14 protein-coding genes are annotated in these 17,515 nt (G+C 67.0%); 9 read left to right on the forward strand and 5 right to left on the reverse strand.

All coding sequences use genetic code 11. The features are described from left to right. The first annotated feature begins 98 nt into the window (after window positions 1–98). The 4 genes from ABE422_RS09720 (at window position 99) to ABE422_RS09735 (ending at window position 4,701) form a co-directional block, all read left to right on the forward strand. A complete protein-coding gene (locus ABE422_RS09720) occupies window positions 99–2,162 on the forward strand; it encodes a 3-hydroxyacyl-CoA dehydrogenase NAD-binding domain-containing protein (protein ID WP_346463036.1) in 2,064 nt (687 codons plus the stop codon). Window positions 2,163–2,306: 144 nt separating this feature from the next. Then, complete coding sequence (locus ABE422_RS09725; RefSeq protein ID WP_313211351.1) at window positions 2,307–3,170, forward strand: pirin family protein; 864 nt, start codon at window positions 2,307–2,309, stop codon at window positions 3,168–3,170. 115 nt (window positions 3,171–3,285) lie between these two features. Next, the gene (gene aqpZ, locus ABE422_RS09730; RefSeq protein WP_346482877.1) at window positions 3,286–4,008 is read left to right on the forward strand and encodes an aquaporin Z; all 723 of its coding nucleotides are present in this window, start codon (window positions 3,286–3,288) and stop codon (window positions 4,006–4,008) included. 231 nt (window positions 4,009–4,239) lie between these two features. Next, the gene (locus tag ABE422_RS09735) at window positions 4,240–4,701 is read left to right on the forward strand and encodes a hypothetical protein (RefSeq protein ID WP_313211349.1); all 462 of its coding nucleotides are present in this window, start codon (window positions 4,240–4,242) and stop codon (window positions 4,699–4,701) included. A gap of 81 nt (window positions 4,702–4,782) precedes the next feature. On the opposite strand, the gene ABE422_RS09740 is transcribed toward ABE422_RS09735, so the two are convergent. Continuing rightward, window positions 4,783–5,634, reverse strand: coding sequence for a pirin family protein (locus ABE422_RS09740; protein ID WP_346482878.1), 852 nt, complete (start codon window positions 5,632–5,634; stop codon window positions 4,783–4,785). A 227-nt stretch (window positions 5,635–5,861) separates the two neighbouring features. Here ABE422_RS09740 and ABE422_RS09745 point away from each other — a divergent pair, with 227 nt between their 5' ends. Both ABE422_RS09745 and ABE422_RS09750 read left to right on the forward strand, forming a co-directional pair. Further along, entirely contained in the window at window positions 5,862–7,943 is a 2,082-nt protein-coding gene (locus tag ABE422_RS09745; protein ID WP_313211347.1) for a carbon starvation CstA family protein, read from the forward strand. Then, entirely contained in the window at window positions 7,943–8,167 is a 225-nt protein-coding gene (locus ABE422_RS09750) for a CstA-like transporter-associated (seleno)protein (RefSeq protein ID WP_019183464.1), read from the forward strand. The genes ABE422_RS09745 and ABE422_RS09750 overlap by 1 nt, the downstream gene beginning before the upstream one ends. A gap of 114 nt (window positions 8,168–8,281) precedes the next feature. Here ABE422_RS09750 and ABE422_RS09755 read toward each other — a convergent pair whose 3' ends face one another. The 4 genes from ABE422_RS09755 to ABE422_RS09770 all read right to left on the reverse strand — a co-directional run bounded on the left by ABE422_RS09755 (window position 8,282) and on the right by ABE422_RS09770 (window position 13,062). Next, window positions 8,282–9,415, reverse strand: a complete 1,134-nt coding sequence (locus ABE422_RS09755; protein WP_346482879.1) for a DUF3103 family protein — start codon at window positions 9,413–9,415, stop codon at window positions 8,282–8,284. Between the two features lie 263 nt (window positions 9,416–9,678). Continuing rightward, window positions 9,679–10,929: a DUF819 family protein gene (locus ABE422_RS09760; protein WP_313219090.1), complete on the reverse strand. Its 1,251-nt coding sequence runs from the start codon at window positions 10,927–10,929 to the stop codon at window positions 9,679–9,681. Window positions 10,930–11,042: 113 nt separating this feature from the next. Continuing rightward, window positions 11,043–12,374 (reverse strand): HAMP domain-containing sensor histidine kinase, encoded by a 1,332-nt coding sequence (locus ABE422_RS09765; RefSeq protein ID WP_313212764.1) that lies wholly within the window; start codon window positions 12,372–12,374, stop codon window positions 11,043–11,045. Further along, window positions 12,361–13,062: a response regulator transcription factor gene (locus ABE422_RS09770; protein ID WP_346481452.1), complete on the reverse strand. Its 702-nt coding sequence runs from the start codon at window positions 13,060–13,062 to the stop codon at window positions 12,361–12,363. Before ABE422_RS09770 ends, ABE422_RS09765 begins: the two co-directional genes overlap by 14 nt. A gap of 131 nt (window positions 13,063–13,193) precedes the next feature. Between ABE422_RS09770 and ABE422_RS09775 the strand changes: the two genes are divergently transcribed. The 3 genes from ABE422_RS09775 (at window position 13,194) to ABE422_RS09785 (ending at window position 17,424) form a co-directional block, all read left to right on the forward strand. Then, window positions 13,194–14,903, forward strand: coding sequence for a glycosyltransferase family 39 protein (locus tag ABE422_RS09775; protein WP_346482880.1), 1,710 nt, complete (start codon window positions 13,194–13,196; stop codon window positions 14,901–14,903). A gap of 101 nt (window positions 14,904–15,004) precedes the next feature. Further along, on the forward strand, window positions 15,005–15,775 hold the full coding sequence (locus tag ABE422_RS09780; RefSeq protein ID WP_346482881.1) for a phosphatase PAP2 family protein: 771 nt from the start codon (window positions 15,005–15,007) through the stop codon (window positions 15,773–15,775). Continuing rightward, window positions 15,772–17,424: a phosphoethanolamine--lipid A transferase gene (locus ABE422_RS09785; protein WP_346482882.1), complete on the forward strand. Its 1,653-nt coding sequence runs from the start codon at window positions 15,772–15,774 to the stop codon at window positions 17,422–17,424. Before ABE422_RS09780 ends, ABE422_RS09785 begins: the two co-directional genes overlap by 4 nt. Window positions 17,425–17,515: the final 91 nt, after the last annotated feature.

Genomic DNA, 17,515 nt, shown 5'->3' on the forward strand with positions numbered 1-17,515 from the left:
CGACGGTATCTCTCCCCCAGCTATAGGGATTTGACGGGGAGGAAACAACCTCTGGATCATAGCCCCCTTCTCCATACACAACCGGATGGAACGTTCCCATGCTCTCAGGCTTCGATGGGCTCCGCTTCTCGCATTGGCACCCGCAGATCCGTGACGATGGCGTCGTCGTGCTCAGCCTCGACCGCCACGACAGCAGCGTCAATGCCATGTCGCAGGACGTGCTGCTCGAACTGGGCGACCTGATCGAGCGGATCGCGATGGACCCGCCCAAGGCGGTGGTGATCCAGTCGATCAAGGCGGCCGGCTTCATCGCCGGAGCGGACCTGAAGGAATTCCAGGAATTCGACCGCCGCGGCACCGTCAATGACGCAATCCGCCGTGGCCAGAGCACCTACCAGAAGCTGGCCGAACTGCCCTGCCCGACCGTCGCGGCGATCCATGGTCATTGCCTGGGCGGCGGCACCGAGCTGGCCCTGGCCTGCCGTTACCGCGTCGCCTCCAACGATGCCTCCACCCGCATCGGCCTGCCGGAAACCCAGTTGGGCATCTTCCCGGGCTGGGGCGGCAGCTCGCGCCTGCCGCAGCTGGTGGGCGCCCCGGCGGCGATGGACATGATGCTGACCGGCCGCAACCTGTCGGCCTCGGCCGCGCGCAACATCGGCCTGGTCGACAAGGTGGTCGCACCGGCCGTGCTGCTCGATACCGCGGTGTCGCTCGCGCTGAAGGGCACTACCCGCCCATTCAAGCAGCGCGCGACCGCGTGGATCACCAACACCTGGCTGGCACGCAAGCTGCTCGCCCCGCAGATGGCCAAGCAGGTCGCCCGCAAGGCGCGCAAGGAGCACTACCCGGCCCCCTACGCGCTGATCAACACCTGGGCACGCACCGGCGGCAGCCCGATCCAGACCCGTCTGGATGCCGAACGCCGCGCGGTGGTGAAGCTGGCCGGCACCCCGACCGCACGCAACCTGATCCGCATCTTCTTCCTGACCGAACGCCTGAAGGCGCTGGGCGGCAAGGACCACGGCATCCAGCACGTCCACGTGGTCGGCGCCGGCGTGATGGGCGGCGACATCGCGGCATGGTCGGCTTACAAAGGCTTCAACGTGACCCTGCAGGATCGCGAGCAGCGCTTCATCGACCCGGCCATGGAACGCGCGCAGGCGCTGTTTGCCAAGCGGGTGAAAGACGACAGCAAGCGCCCGGCCGTGGCCGCGCGCCTGAAAGCCGATCTCGCGGGCGAGGGCGTGGCCCAGGCCGATCTGGTGATCGAAGCCATCATCGAAAACCCGGACGCCAAGCGCGCGCTGTACCAGTCGCTGGAGCCGAAGATGAAGGCCGATGCGCTGCTGACCACCAACACTTCCTCGATCCCGCTGGACGAACTGCGCGACCACATCCAGCGTCCGGCGCAGTTTGCCGGCCTGCATTACTTCAATCCGGTCGCGCAGATGCCGCTGGTGGAAATCATCCATCACGACGGCATGGCGCCGGAGACCGAGCGTCGCCTGGCCTCGTTCTGCAAGGCGCTGGGCAAGTTCCCGGTGCCGGTCGCCGGCACGCCCGGCTTCCTGGTCAACCGCGTGCTGTTCCCGTACATGCTTGAAGCTGCCACCGCGTATGCCGAAGGCGTGCCGGGCCCGGTGCTGGACAAGGCCGCGGTGAAGTTCGGCATGCCGATGGGCCCGATCGAACTGCTCGACACCGTTGGCCTGGATGTGGCCGCCGGCGTAGGCAAGGAACTGGCGCCCTTCCTCGGCCTGCAGGTGCCGGCGGCCCTGGCGACCGTGGAACAGGGCAAGCGTGGCAAGAAGGACGGCCAGGGCCTGTACAAGTGGGAGAACGGACGCGCGCAGAAGCCGGACGTCCCCGCCAATTACGAGGTCCCGGCCGATCTGGAAGACCGCCTGATCCTGCCACTGCTCAACGAAGCGGTGGCCTGCCTGCATGACGGCGTCGTCGCCGACGCCGACCTGCTCGACGCCGGCGTGATCTTCGGCACCGGCTTCGCCCCGTTCCGCGGCGGCCCGATCCAGTACATCCGCGCCACCGGCGCCGATGCCCTGGTCGAACGTCTCAAGGTCCTGCAGCAGCGCTACGGCGACCGTTTCGCCCCGCGCCCGGGCTGGGATTCGCCGGCGCTGCGCGAACCGGTCATCTGAGCATCGCAACAACGCCAGCGCACGCTGGCGTTGTTGTTTCCGCCGCCGGCGTACAACCAGAACAACCTGTTACCGATACAGGCCTCCCACCCCCACACCCCGCATGCGATGCTCCCGCTCTGTCCCCGCCAGCGAGACCGCCGCATGACGACCATCATCGCCCCCCGCATCCATGATATCGGTGGCCTGCAGGTCCGCCGCGCCGTGCCGACCCTGCAGGCGCGCAGCGTCGGGCCGTTCGTGTTCGTCGACCAGATGGGTCCGGCCGTGCTCTCCCCCGGCACCGGGATCGACGTGCGCCCGCATCCGCATATCGGCCTGGCCACCGTCACCTTCCTGTGGTCCGGCGCCATCGGCCACCGCGATACCCTTGGCTCGGACCAGGTCATCCGCCCCGGCGACGTCAACTGGATGACCGCCGGCCGCGGCATCGCCCACTCCGAACGCACGCCTGCCGTCGAACGCGAGCACGACCACCCGCTGCACGGCATGCAGACCTGGCTGGCGCTGCCGAAGAGTGCCGAAGAGACCGATCCCGCGTTCTATCACCATGCTGCCGCGACCCTGCCCCAGCAGCGCCGCAACGGCGCCTGGCTGCGCGTCATCGCCGGCCGCGCGTACGGCGAAGAATCCCCGGTCAAGGTCTTCGCCGATACCCTCAACGTCGCCATCGATCTGGACGCCGATGCGGAAATCGACCTGGATACCGGCCACGCCGAGCGCTCGCTCTACATCCTGGAAGGCCAGGCCCAGCTTGACGGTGTGGACGTCCCTGCCCAGCACCTGATCATTCCCGAACCCGGTGCCCGCGGCCGCCTGCGCGCCAAGACCCCGATCAAGGCGATGCTGATGGGCGGCGAACCGCTCGACGGGCCGCGTCACCTCTGGTGGAACTTCGTCTCCAGCTCCACCGAACGGATCGAGCAGGCCAAGCACGACTGGGAATCCGGCCGCTTCGGCACGATTCCGGGCGACGATAAAGAGTTCATTCCGCTGCCTTCGTACTGAGCCGACACGCCGGCGGCCAACCGTTCGTCGGCTGTTGACGCCGCCGTCACCCCGATGAACCCCGATTCAGCTACGTTGCGCCTGCCCACCCCGGGCATAACGTTGGAGCACGTCGATGAGCATGGGCAAACGTCTGGCCGCCGAGTTCCTGGGCACGTTCTGGCTGGTGTTGGGCGGGTGTGGGAGCGCGGTACTGGCCGCCAACTTCGGTGGCGATGGCAATCCGCTGGGGATCGGCTTTCTGGGCGTGGCGCTGGCCTTCGGCCTGACCGTGCTGACCGGCGCCTATGCATTCGGACACGTCTCCGGCGCGCACTTCAATCCAGCGGTCAGTGTTGGCCTGTGGGCTGGCGGCCGCTTCCCCGCGCGCGACCTGCTTCCCTACATCCTGGCGCAGGTGCTGGGCGGTGCACTGGCCGGCTTCATCCTGCTGCAGATCGCCTCCGGCGCGCCCGGTTTCCAGATTGATGGCAGCCAGGCCGGTGCATTCGCCAGCAACGGCTATGGCGCGCTGTCGCAGGGCGGCTACAGCGTCGCCGCCGCCTTCCTCTGCGAGGTGGTCCTCACCGCGTTCTTCCTGATCGTGATCATGGGCGCGACCCACGGCAACGCGCCGGCCGGCTTCGCCCCGATCGCGATCGGCCTGGCGCTGGCATTGATCCACCTGATCAGCATTCCGGTCACCAATACCTCGGTCAATCCGGCGCGCTCCACCGCCGTGGCGCTGTTCGCCGGCAGCGGCGCGCTCAGCCAGCTGTGGCTGTTCTGGCTGGCACCGCTGCTGGGCGGCCTGATCGGCGGCATCGTCTACAAGTGGATGGGCGCCGCGCCCCGTTGACCGGCGTGGCCGGGCGGTCCCGGACCGCCCGGCGTCGGTGCAGAAAGGTTCACCTGAAACCGTTATTTGTACACTGAGTCACATTCCGTTAAGGTCCCGATCACTCGTCCGACACTGACGGCAGCGAGTGATCCGGTACGCGCGCGGGGAATGCGCCACCACGGCCTGGGTTGTCGACGGCCACCGGACTGCCTGTCAGCGACGGACGCGATCATCGACCTTGGGGGAACCATGAACGTCCTGCGCGCTGTCGTATGTGTGTGTCTGCTGGTCACTGCCGGCGCCGTTGCGGCGCAAACGACCAGCGAATGTCCGTCCCTGCCCGCCAGCAGCGGCCTGCAATGGCAGTCGCTCGTCCAGCGCGACTTCATCCTGTGCAAGGCCACCGCCGCCGATGGCCGCGAAGTGCTCAGCCTGACCTTGAGCGCGCGCAATCCCGAGCTGCCGTTGAACCGCGCGCTGCGCCAGGAAAAAGGCAGCTTCGCGGGTGAAACCCTGTACTGGTACCAGCCCGACCTGGGGGGACAGAAACCGCCGGGCTATGACACCCGCCGGATCACTGTGGTGAAATTCGACAAGAACCGTTTTGCGCAGATTGCGCTGTACGCCGGCGACAAGAGCGAACTGGGTTCGCTGCAAACGCTGGCGCAGGGGATGAACCTGACGCCCTCGGCTGTCGCCGCCGGGCGCTGAGGACGAGGTCGGGACAGTGCACCGCACTCATCCCGTCATCCACGGTAGCGCCGGCCGGCCAGCGACCGGTGCCCACGTGCCTCAGAAGCGGCCTTCCTGGAAATCCACGAAGGCCTGCATCAGCTCCTGCTTGGTGTTCATCACGAACGGCCCATGCCGCATGACCGGCTCGCGCAGCGGGCGGCCGGCTACCAGGATCAGGCGCGCACCGGTTTCACCGGCACGCAGGCTCAGCTGCTCACCGCCGCCCAACACCGCCATTTCCTGCTTGGCCACCGGGCGCGCGTCGTCACCCTCGCCGACCTCCAGGCCCCCTTCGAACACGTACGCGAAGGCGTTGTGGCCATCCGGCAGCGTGTAGCTCCAGCCCGCGCGCGCATCCAGGGTGATGTCCAGGTACACCGGATCGGTGGCCGGCTGCACGATCGGCCCCACGGTGTCACCTACCTGGCCGGCAATGACCTTGATCTGCACGCCGTCGGCCGGCGCGGTCACCGGGATGTGGTCCGGCGCGAACTCCTGGTACTTCGGATCGGTCATCTTGTCGCGCGCCGGCAGGTTCACCCACAGCTGGAACCCACGCATCTGTCCGGATTCCTGTTCGGGCATTTCCGAGTGGATCAAGCCGCGGCCTGCCGTCATCCACTGCACGCTGCCCGGCGTGAGCAGGCCCTCGTTGCCGTGGTTGTCCTTGTGCCGCATGCGGCCATCGAGCATGTAGGTGACGGTTTCGAACCCGCGGTGCGGATGGCTGGGGAAGCCGGCGATGTAGTCCTCGGCGCGGTCCGTGCCGAATTCATCCAGCAGCAGGAACGGGTCCAGGTCGGGCAGCGAGGGGCCACCAATCACCCGTGTCAGGCGCACGCCGGCGCCATCGGAGGTGGCCATGCCACGGATGGTGCGCAGCACGCGCACCGGGGTTGGGCTGCTCATGGTGACTCCAGGGTCGGTGATCGATCAACAAGATGGCCTCGCCGGCCCCGCCGGCCAACCGTCATGCCCGCAACCGATTGTTCCAAGCGTGATGTTCCGGCGACGTGCACAGACACGCGCCACACCCACCCTACGACCAAAGTACTAGCAGCAAGCCCCCGCCATTGCATTGACCCCGTCAGTGCCAAGGCGGACTCTTACGACGATCTCCAGGGAGACGCAATCTCATGAAAGGTTTTTCAAAACTGGGTTGGGCAGTCATCGCACTGCTTGGCGCATTCTGTCTAGGCACCGTCGCGCTGCGCCGCGGTGAGCCCATCAATGCGCTGTGGATCGTCGTCGCTGCGGTCTCCATCTATCTCATCGCGTATCGCTTCTACAGCCTGTTCATCGCCGACAAGGTGATGCAGCTCGATCCGACCCGGGCCACGCCCGCGGTGATCAACAACGATGGCCTGGATTACGTCCCGACCAACAAACACGTGCTGTTCGGCCATCATTTCGCCGCCATCGCCGGTGCAGGGCCGCTGGTCGGCCCGGTGCTGGCCGCGCAGATGGGCTACCTGCCCGGCCTGCTCTGGCTGGTGGTGGGTGTGGTCGTGGCCGGCGCGGTGCAGGATTTCATGATCCTGTTCCTCTCCAGCCGCCGCAACGGCCGCTCGCTGGGTGACCTGGTGCGTGAGGAAATGGGGCCGGTACCCGGCACCATCGCCTTGTTCGGCGCCTTCCTGATCATGATCATCATCCTGGCGGTGCTGGCGATGGTGGTGGTCAAGGCGCTGGCCGAAAGCCCCTGGGGCATGTTCACGGTCATCGCGACCATGCCGATCGCCATCCTGATGGGCGTGTACATGCGCTACATCCGCCCGGGCAAGATCGGCGAGATCTCCGTGGTCGGCCTGATCCTGCTGCTGGCCGCGATCTGGTTCGGTGGCAAGGTCGCCGCCGATCCGGTCTGGGGACCGGCCTTCACCTTCACCGGGATCCAGATCACCTGGATGCTGATCGGCTACGGCTTCGTCGCCTCGGTGCTGCCGGTGTGGCTGCTGCTGGCGCCGCGCGATTACCTGTCCACCTTCCTCAAGATCGGCACCATCGTGGCGCTGGCGATCGGCATCCTGATCGTCATGCCGGAACTGAAGATGCCGGCCCTGACCCAGTTCGCCGCCAGTGGCGACGGCCCGGTCTGGAAAGGCGGGATGTTCCCGTTCCTGTTCATCACCATCGCCTGCGGCGCGGTCTCCGGCTTCCATGCCCTGATCGCCTCGGGCACCACGCCCAAGCTGCTCGCCAATGAGCGTCACATGCGCTACATCGGCTACGGCGGCATGCTGATGGAATCGTTCGTCGCGGTGATGGCGCTGGTGGCCGCCTCGATCATCGACCCGGGCATCTACTTCGCCATGAACGCACCGGCGGCCGTGATCGGCCCGGATGCGGTCTCCGCTGCGGCCTACATCAGCAATACGTGGGGCTTCATCATCACCCCCGAGCAGCTGGAGGCCACGGCCGCGGCGATCGGCGAGCCGACCATCCTGCACCGCGCCGGTGGTGCACCAACGCTGGCGGTGGGTATCGCGCAGATCCTGCACGAAGCGATCCCGAGCGGCAGCAACGCGATGATGGCGTTCTGGTACCACTTCGCGATCCTGTTCGAAGCGTTGTTCATCCTCACCGCGGTCGATGCCGGTACCCGTGCCGGTCGCTTCATGCTGCAGGACCTGCTGGGCAACTTCATCCCGGCCCTGAAGAAGACCGAATCGTGGACCGCCAACATCATCGCCACCGCCGGTTGCGTGGCGCTGTGGGGCTATCTGCTCTACACCGGCGTGGTGGATCCCTTCGGCGGCATCCAGACCCTGTGGCCGCTGTTCGGCATCTCCAACCAGATGCTGGCCGGTATCGCGCTGATGCTCGGCACCGTGGTGCTGTTCAAGATGAAGCGTGACCGCTTCGCCTGGGTGACCGGCGTGCCGGCCGTGTGGCTGCTGATCTGCACCACCTATGCCGGCCTGATCAAGATCTTCGACAGCAACCCGGCGCAGGGCTTCCTGGCCCAGGCGCACAAGTACCAGGATGCGATCGCCAGCGGCACGCTGACCGCCCCGGCCAAGACCGTCGGCCAGATGCATCAGATCGTGGTCAACGCCTACGTCAACACCGGCCTGACCGTCCTGTTCCTGTTCGTGGTGTTCTCGATCCTGTTCTACGCGATCAAGACCATCTTCCTGGCCCGCCGCACGCCGCAGCGCACCGACAAGGAAACCCCGTACGTGGCGCTTGAGCCGCACCAGATGGCGGACCTGTGATGAGTACTGAACTCGTCCCCGCTGGTCAGTACCAGGCCCACCGCCGCATCTGGCGGCGCCTGGTGCAGACCGCACGGCTGTGCTGCGGCATTCCTGATTACGACAACTACGTCCGGCATGTGCTGGAGAAGCATCCGGACCGCGTGCCGATGGACTACAAGACATTCTTCCGCGAGCGCCAGGAGGCGCGTTACAGCGGCAAGAACGGGGGGCGCTGCTGCTGACCTCCGGCAGCGGCACTCGAAAACGGCGGCGCGAAAGCGCCGCCGTTTTTTGTCGGGTCGCGTTTGCCACTGCCTGCGACAGGCCTCAGGGGCAGCCGGCCAGCGCGGCCGGCTTTACTGGAGCGTGAGGGGGCTCAACGTTACCTGTGCATTGTTCGCCGCGCCCATCCGCCCGGTATAGGTCTTACCGCGCTGGAGCAGATAGAAGCTGTCCAGGTAGTCGGTATCGTTGGTAAACCAGCCGCTCGGCATGGCCTTGAGGATCGCGCCGCCGATCTCGGCAATCACCGCATACTCCGGGGCGAAGGCACCCAGCCCCAGCTTCACGCCTTCGGTGAGGGCGATCAGCAGGTCCTTGTAATTGGTGTCGCCATCGTCTTCGAACAGTTGCACGTTGGCGGTATCGAACCGGTAGTTGCCCCAGATCACCAACGGTTGGCCCGGGGTGTAATCGGTCTTGTCATGGTCCAGGTACGGCAGTGACACCGTGGCCATCTCAGGCTCTGCCTCGCCTGTCTGCAGGCCGGAGACCACGGCGAACACTTCCGCGCCGCCCAGCGCCCACGGCTCGCCGTCATTGGCCAGGCGGATACGGTCAAGCCGGGTGACATCCAGGGAGGTCGCTCCATCGGCGGCCACCGTGAGGCGATCGGCCGACTGCAGTCCCCTCGCCTGCAACCCGGCATTGATCAGGGCCATGCCTTCCTGGACCGCCTGCCCGGTATCGATGTCCACAATCAGCACCGGGAAGGTCGGGGCCACCTGCGCATCCAGCAGATGCTGACGCCCGTGCCGGTCGTAGGCCACCAGGGAGGTCCATGTGCGGTCGTTTCCCTTGGGCAGCACCGATACCCAGAGATCGGCAGGCGCCACCGACGCCAGTGTCTGCCCTGCCGGGACGAAGCTGCGGACCTGCAGCAACCCACGATCTGCGGCCGGCAGGCCCTTGTACTGGCGGACCAGATCATCGCGTTCGGACAGCATCCGCGACGCCAGGCTGTTCCCACCCGGATCGCTCTCGGCCAGGACCGCGGTCAACGGCAGCCCGCGTTCGGGGTGCTCCGCCAGCGCATCGACGAGGGCGTCGGCCCGTGCCGGCTGCCCGAGCCACGCCGCCACATCGCGTGCACTTGCATCGGCCACGGCATGCACACTTCCTCGCTCGCCCGGGGCAGCTTGTACGGACACAGAAGCGAACATCAGTACGCCGGCGGTGATCACCGACATCAACACGTCTTTGGTCTTCATCGTGCTTCCTGACAGGTGTCGACTGCCGTCGACAAAGAACCCATGCCATGCGCGTTCGGCGCACGGCACAGTGCATGGCGCCGGACCTTACGCGGCGGTGCCAGGGCGATCCCGTACGCCTTTCACACTTCATGGCAAATGCAGCCACTTCTGACACCGGCGCGTGACCTGGGTCCCAGACCCATGGCGTTCAGCGGGTCATAGCCGCCAAAAAAAGAGGCGGCCATCAAGGCCGCCTCGGGAGTCGACAACGCGGCGCGCGCTTACGCGCCGGCCATCCATTTCAGGATCAGGCCGGTCACATACGCCAGGCCGGTCCCGGTGGCATAGCCCACGGTGCCCAGCAGCACGCCGACCGGCGCCAGCGACGGATGGAACGCGGCGGCGACCACGGGTGCCGATGCCGCTGCACCGATGTTGCCCTGCGAGCCGATCGCGAAGAAGAACAGCGGCGCGCGCAGCAGCTTGGCGGCGATCAACAGCACCAGGATGTGGGTCAGCATCCAGATCGCGCCGAGCGCGAACAGCCATGGCCGCTCGAGCAGCGAGAGCAGGTCCATCTGCATGCCGATGCAGGCGATCAGGAAATACAGGAACAGCGTGCCCAGGCGCGAGGCACCGGCCGACTCCAGGCGCCGCACACGGGTGAAGCTCAGACCCAGGCCGAGCGCCGTGGACAGCAGCACCACCCAGACGAACGCGCTGTCCAGGCTGAACTGGCTGGCCCAGCTCACATTGGCCTTGAACCAGCCGCTCAGCGGCGCGGCGATGGCATGCGCCAGGCCGACGCCGCCCAGCCCCACACCGACGATCACCATCAGGTCGGTCAGGCTCGGAATGCGGGCATTCTGTGCTTCGTATGCCGAGATGCGCTCCTTCATCTCATCAATGGCGCGGGTATCGGCCCCGCTGCGGGCATCGATCTGCTTGGCGCGGTTGGCCAGGAACAGCAGGACCGCCATCCACAGGCTCGCGCAGGCCACATCGACCACGGCGAACTGGCCAAACGTCGTCGCATCGGTGCCGAACACTTCACGCATCGCCACCATGTTGGCGCCGCCGCCGATCCAGCTGCCGGCCAGGGCCGCCATGCCCTTCCAGGTATCACCGGCCACGGTGGCCGGGTGGATCCAGGACATCGCCTGGAACGACACGATGGCGCCGAGGATGATGCCCAGCGTGCCGGCGCAGAACATCACCAGCAGCTTCGGCCCCAGCTTCATGATGCCCTTGAGGTCGATCGACAGGGTCAGCAGCACCAGCGCGGCGGGCAGCAGCACGTCACGCGCGATCGGGTTGTAGAGCGGGGTGTTGTGGCCGTCGATGAGGCCGGCGGTGTTGTAGATGGCCGGGATGAAGTAGCACAGCAGCAGGGCCGGTACCCACGCGAAAATCTTCTTGAGGATCGGGGTCGGGCCGCTGGCGGCCCAGAAGATCACTGCCAGGGTGGCGGCGATCAGGCCGAGGCCGACGATGTCATTGGTGATCAGGGCAGTACTGGGTTCGGTCGGCATCAAGCCATCCTCTGTCGATCGAAGGGAAAAAAAAAGCGCCGCATAGAGCGGCGCCTCCGGAGCTTAACATTGTCTTCACGACACCACACTTTGCGGCGCAGCGAGCAGGACGATCACGACGCCGGCAGCGATGGACGTTCACTGCGCCCGGGCAGCGAGGCCCCCAGATCGAGGATCACGCAGGTGCCCCGGGGGACACAGGGCTCGATCTGCAGCGCCCAGCCCAGGTGTTCACAGAGCCGGGCGATCAGCTCCAGGCCGATCCCGCTCTGTTCGTTGCGGTCGCCCCGGGCCATGCGCGCATGCACCGCCGCGATCTCTTCCGGACTCATGCCGAGCCCCGGATCCTGCAGGGTCACCACCGCCTGGTCGGAGACCTGGATGTGGATGGTGCCGCGGCCGCTGTTCTCGATCGCGTTGCGCAGCAGGTTGCCGATCGCCGCCTGGACCACGCCCAGTGGCGCGACGATATCCACCCGCGCCAGGCCGTCGATCTCGATGCGCAGGTCCTTGTCGCCCATCAGGTGACGATGGTCTTCAATGATGTCCGGCACCAGCAGATCGAGCGGAATTCGCTCGCCCAGTGCAGCCAGCCGCGCCGGGTCGCGCGCCAGCACCAGCAGCAACTGGATCAACTGCTCCACGCCCTGCGCGGTGCGGTGCACCCGCTGCATCTGCTGGCGGGCGCGGTCGGGAATGTCCGGCTGGCCAAGTGCCAGTTCCGCGGCGCCGGTAATCACCGCAATCGGCGTGCGCAGCTCATGGCTGGCCGTGCTGATGAAGATCCGCTCGCGTTCAACGAACTGTTCGTTGCGCGCCAGGTAGTCGTTGAGCGCGTTGGCGATCACGTACAGCTCGGAGCTGGCCCGTGGGTCCACCTCCACCCGTTGCCCCGGAACACCCGGCCGCAGGTCGTCGATGCGCCGGGCCAGCGAGCTCAGCGGCCGTACCAGGCGACCGACGCCGAAAGACGCCATCACCACGGTGACGATGATCATCAGCACACCGGCCAGCAGCACCCAGCGCGTGGCGAACTGTTCCAGCTCATGGAAGTCATTGATGTCCAGCACCAGTGCCAGCCGCCCCAGCTGCGTGGTTTCGCGGACCATCACCGCGCTGGCGCGTCCGTTGACCTCCACACCGTCGTGCAGCCCCGGATGCAGCGTGCGCAGGCTCTCCGGCACCGTCGGGCTGCCGTTGATGTAGAACAGCCGCAGGGTGTCCGAATCCTGCCAGCGGTAATGCGGCTCGTGTTCGATGTGGTTGACGATGCTGTCCAGCTCGGAGTTGAGCAGCGCGCGCCATGCCGAGTGCTCGGCGTGTTCGTGCACGTAGTTGCCCACGCTGAATACCGCCAGCGAGATCAGCGCGAGGTAGCCCAGCAGCCACCACACCATGCGCCGGTGCATGGGCGCTGGCTTGGGCGCGCGCTTATGCCACTTCATCGGAACTGTCCGCAGCCGACACGCCGAGGCGGTAGCCGACCCGCGGCAAGGTGTGGATCAACTTCTGCTGGAACGGGCCGTCCACGCTGCGGCGCAGTTCGTACACATGCGAGCGCAGCAGATCGCCATCGGGCAACTCGTCGCCCCACAGCGCGAACTCCAGCTGCTGGCGGGTCACCGCGCCCGGGCTGGCCCGCATCAGTACTTCCAACAGCTTGCGGCAGGCCGGGTACAGGTGCAGCGCCTTGCCGTCGCGCTGCGCCTCCAGCGTGGCCAGATCCAGCTTGAGGTCGGCCACTTCCAGCACCTTGCGCGGATTGCGGCCCTTGGCACGCACCATCAGTGCCTCCAGGCGCACTTCCAGCTCGGGCAGCGCGAACGGCTTGGTCAGGTAATCATCGGCACCCGCACGAAACCCCGCGATTTTGTCCGGCAGCTCATCGCGTGCGGTGAGCATGATCACCGGCACTTCCGAGCCGTGGTCAGCACGCAACCGGCGCAGGACCTCCGGGCCCTCCATGCGCGGCAGCATCCAATCCAGGATCAGCGCGTCATAGGGCTGCGACACGGCCAGGTGCAGGCCGGTCACGCCGTCGGGGGCGACATCGAGCACATGGCCCCGCGACTCGAAATAATCGAATAGATTGGCAACCAGCTGACGGTTGTCTTCAATGACCAGCAGCCGCATGGGAGACTCTCGTGACCGGTTGAACGCATGGTAGCGGGAACCGTGTCGGAATCCGGTCGCAATGGGGTGGTTTACGACGCTTTTCCTACGCTGTCGGGGAGACAGTGGCTGTTTTGCCGACGAGCCTGGGCGTGATCGAATCCTTCTTCCTGCGGCGCTGGTCGCGTGTGCTGGTCTGCCTTGCCCTGCTGCTGGCGCTGGCGGCCGGCATCGGCCTGCGCCAGCCCTCACCGCCGGATGAGCCGCGCTTCGTGCTGGCCGCGCGTGCCATGGTCGAGTCCGGCCAGTGGCTGCTGCCGCACCGCGGCAGCGAACTGTATGCGGAAAAACCGCCGGTCTTCATGTGGATGCAGGCGGCCAGCCACCAGCTGTTCGGCGGCTGGGCCCTCGCCTTTCTGGTGCCCTCGCTGCTGGCCGCGCTGCTTACGCTGTGGCTGACCTGGGATCTGGGCCGGCGGCTGTGGACCCGGCGCGTCGGCTGGTGGGCCATGCTCGCGTTGTTCAGCTGCCTGCAGTTCGGCCTGATGGGCAAACGGGCCCAGATCGACATGGTGCTGGTGGCGATGACCACCCTGTCGCTGTGGGGGCTGCTGCGCCACCTGCTGGAGGGCCGCAACCGCCCGGCGTTGTGGTTGGCCGGCTTCGCTGCCGGGGTGGGCACTGTGACCAAGGGCGTCGGCTTCCTGCCGCTGCTGGTGCTGGTGCCGTTTGCCCTGTGGCGCTGGCGCGCCCGTGGCACGGCATTGCCGCCGGGCACCGCACGCGATCTGTGGTGGTTGCTGCCGGCCTTCCTGCTCGGCACGGCGGTCTGGCTGGCGCCGTTGGGCATCGCCCTGCTCAACGCGACCGATCCGGCACTGCATGCGTATGCACGCGAACTGCTGTTCAAGCAGACCGGCACCCGCTACGCGAACGCCTGGCACCACGTGAAGCCTGCGTGGTATTACCTGCAGGTGATGGCGACGTTGTGGCTGCCCGGCAGCCTGCTGTTGCCGGCGCTGATCCCCGCGTGGTGGCGCCGCCTCAACCGCCTGGACGGACGCTGGTGGCTGCTGCTGGGTTGGGCGCTGCTGGTACTCGTCTTCTTCAGCGCCAGCCCGGGCAAGCGCGAGGTGTACATCTTCCCGATGCTGCCCGCGCTGTGCCTGGCCGCCGCACCGCTGCTGCCCGGGCTGCTGCGCCGGGCCGGGCTGCGCTGGCTGCTGTGGGCGTACGTCGCCGTGCTGGGCGCGGCGGCGCTGTACATCGGCACACAGCTCTGGAGCGGCAGCGCGTGGGCGCACCTCCAGCTGGCCCGACGTGCCATGCCCGATGCGCTGCTGCCCGTGCTGGGCGGCTGGCTGATCGCCTTCGGCGTGGCGCTGCTGGCCTTGGCCCTGTGGTGGCGCCAACGGCGCGCGGGCGCGCTGGTGGTGGCGACCGCCTTCCTGCTCTGGAATCTGTACGGCTGGGTGTTGATGCCCACGCTGGATCCGTACAGCTCCGCCTCCGCCGTGATGCAGCGGGTGGGCGCGCGGATCGGGCCGCAGGCGGAGCTGGGCGTAGTGGCCTGGCGCGAGCAGAACCTGCTGCAGGCCGACCGCCCGGTGACCGATTTCGGCTTCAAGACGCCATGGGAGCAGCAATGGCAGGCCGCCGGTCCGTGGGTGGCGCAGGCCCCGCAGCGCCGCTGGCTGCTGGTGCTTGATGAGGCGATCAGCCCGTGCGTGGACCCGTCGGCGGTGATCGAGATCGGCAGCACCAACCGCAACCGCTGGCTGCTGTTTCCGGGCACCGCCTGGCAGGCGGACTGCCATGCCGCCGTGACGGCTACCGACACCGCGCAGGACGAGGAAGACTGAACGGAAGGTCGCGCTTAACCGGCGGCCAACATCGCTCCGACCGCTCTCCGACAACCCGCTGACGACCATGGCGCCGGAATCTCCCGCCGGCCCCTTTGTCCATGTTCCCAGCGTCCACCGTTGCGCTCTCCTCCACGCCGGCTGCGTCGGCCACGCCGCGTTTCCTCCGCGAGCACCTCTGGGCTCCGCTGGCGTTGACCCTGCTCGTCAGCGCTGCGCTGATGGGCGCCGGGGGCGACCAATGGCTGGCCGACCAGTGGTATCGCCTGGAAGGGCAGCAGTGGGCGCTGCAGAACGCCTGGTTCACCACTCACCTGATCCATCAGGCCGGCAAATGGGCCAGCAGTGCGGCGGCGCTCGTGGCGATCGTGCTGTGCTCCCACGCCTGGCGCAGTGAGCGCGCCGTCGCGTGGCGCTGGCCGCTGCTGTACCTGGTGCTGGCGGTCGCGCTGGGCACCGGTCTGGTCTCGCTGCTCAAGTCATTGACCCACATGGACTGCCCGTGGGATCTCACCCGATACGGCGGCACCCGCGAGTTCATCGGCCTGTTCGCCACACGCCCACCGGGCATGCCGCGCGGGGTGTGCTTCCCCGGGGGGCACTCCAGCGCGGGTTTTGCGTGGGTCAGCCTGTACTTCTTCGCCTTGATGGTGCGCCCCGCCTGGCGCTGGCGCGGCCTGGCGGTCGGCCTGCTGGCCGGCGGCGTGTTCGGGTTCTCGCAACAACTGCGTGGTGCGCATTTCCTGTCGCATGACCTGTGGACGTTGGCCATCTGCTGGACGGTATCGCTGGGCCTGTACCTGCTGGTTGAACGCATCCGGCTGCGCGGACCCAGCACGGTAACCGTCAGTGCGCAGGGAGACGCGGCATGAGCGCCACCCTCCCACGCGCTGCGCGCTTTCCCGTACTGGCCACCCTGCGTACGTGGCGCCCGAAGTGCACCACCGAGACCCTGATCCTGCTCACCAGCGTCTTCTTCGCGCTGGCCTGCAACGGGCTGTTCTGGCACAGCGCGATGGCGACCCACCCGGGCAGCATCGGCTTCGCGCTCTCGCTGTTCCTGTTTCTGGTCGGCGCGCACAGTCTGTTGATGGGCCTGCTGGTCTGGCGCTGGAATGCCAAGGTCGTGATCAGTGTGCTGCTGATCGGCACCGCACTGGCTGCGCATTACATGAGCAGTTACCACATCTATCTGGATGCGGACATGCTGCGCAACGTGCTGGCAACCGATCACAAGGAAAGCGGCGAGCTGATCACCCCGACGCTGATCCTGCCGCTGCTGCTGTTGGCCCTCGCCCCCATGCTGCTGCTGTGGCGCGTGCAGCTGCGCCGGCGCACGCTGGGCGCGGCGCTGCTGTGGCGCATCGGTTTTCTGCTGCTGTCGGCGCTGATCGCCTTCGGCGGGGCGATGCTGTCCTTCCAGGAAATGTCCTCGCTGATGCGCAACCAGCGCGAAGTGCGCTACCTGGCGACCCCCGGCAACGTCCTGCTCGGCCTGCCCAAGGCGCTGCGCGGCGACAACCCGATCCAGCGCGCCCCGAAACTGCCAATCGGGTCCGATGCCAAGGCCACCCCGCGCGCGGTCGGCAGCCGCCCGCGCCTGTTGGTGATCGTGATGGGCGAAACCGCACGCGCACAGAACTGGGGCCTCAACGGCTATGCCAGACAGACCACGCCGGAACTGGCCCAGGCCGGGGTGATCAACTTCCCGGACATGCATTCGTGCGGCACCAGCACCGAAGTCTCCCTGCCCTGCCTGTTCTCGCCCTACGGGCGCCACGACTACGACGAAAAGAAGATCCGTGCGCACCAGTCGCTGCTGCACGTGCTGGATCACGCCGGCATCGCCACGCTGTGGCGCGACAACCAGTCCGGTTGCAAGGGCGTGTGCGAGGGCCTGCAAATGCAGCCGCTGGATGATGCCAAGCACCCGACCCTGTGCGCCAACGGGCGCTGCATGGACGAGATCCTGATCGACGACCTGGCCGCCCAGGTCCGCGCCAGGCCCGGCGACCGCGTGGTGGTGCTGCATCAACTGGGCAACCATGGCCCGAGCTACTTCGAGCGCTACCCGGCGCGCTTCCGCCGCTTCACCCCCACCTGCGACACCCCGGACCTGGGCAAGTGCAGCCGCGCGCAGATCACCAACAGTTACGACAACGCGCTGCTCTACACCGATCACCTGCTCTCGCGCACGATCGGCACGCTGAAGGGCATGGACGACTACGACACGGCGATGATCTACCTCTCCGATCACGGCGAATCGCTGGGCGAGAAGGGCCTGTATCTGCACGGCGTGCCGTATGCGATCGCCCCGCAGGAGCAGACCCACGTGCCGATGACGATGTGGTTCTCGCCGTCCTTCGCGGCCAACCGTGGGCTCAACCTGGCCTGCGTGCGGGAGCGCGCGGGCAACTACACCGATCACGACAATCTGTTCCCATCGGTACTCGGACTGATGCAGGTCAAGACGTCGGTGTATGAACGTGACCGGGATCTGTTTGCGTCGTGCGAGGTTTGAAGCGGAACGACCACTGCTGTCAGCTATTCGCTCTTCCGTTTTGGTCGAGGCAGGCAAAGGCAGAGCATTCGCTGAGACAGCCAACGTTCGC

This window comes from Stenotrophomonas sp. TWI1151, assembly GCF_039673135.1.
Lineage (GTDB): Bacteria > Pseudomonadota > Gammaproteobacteria > Xanthomonadales > Xanthomonadaceae > Stenotrophomonas.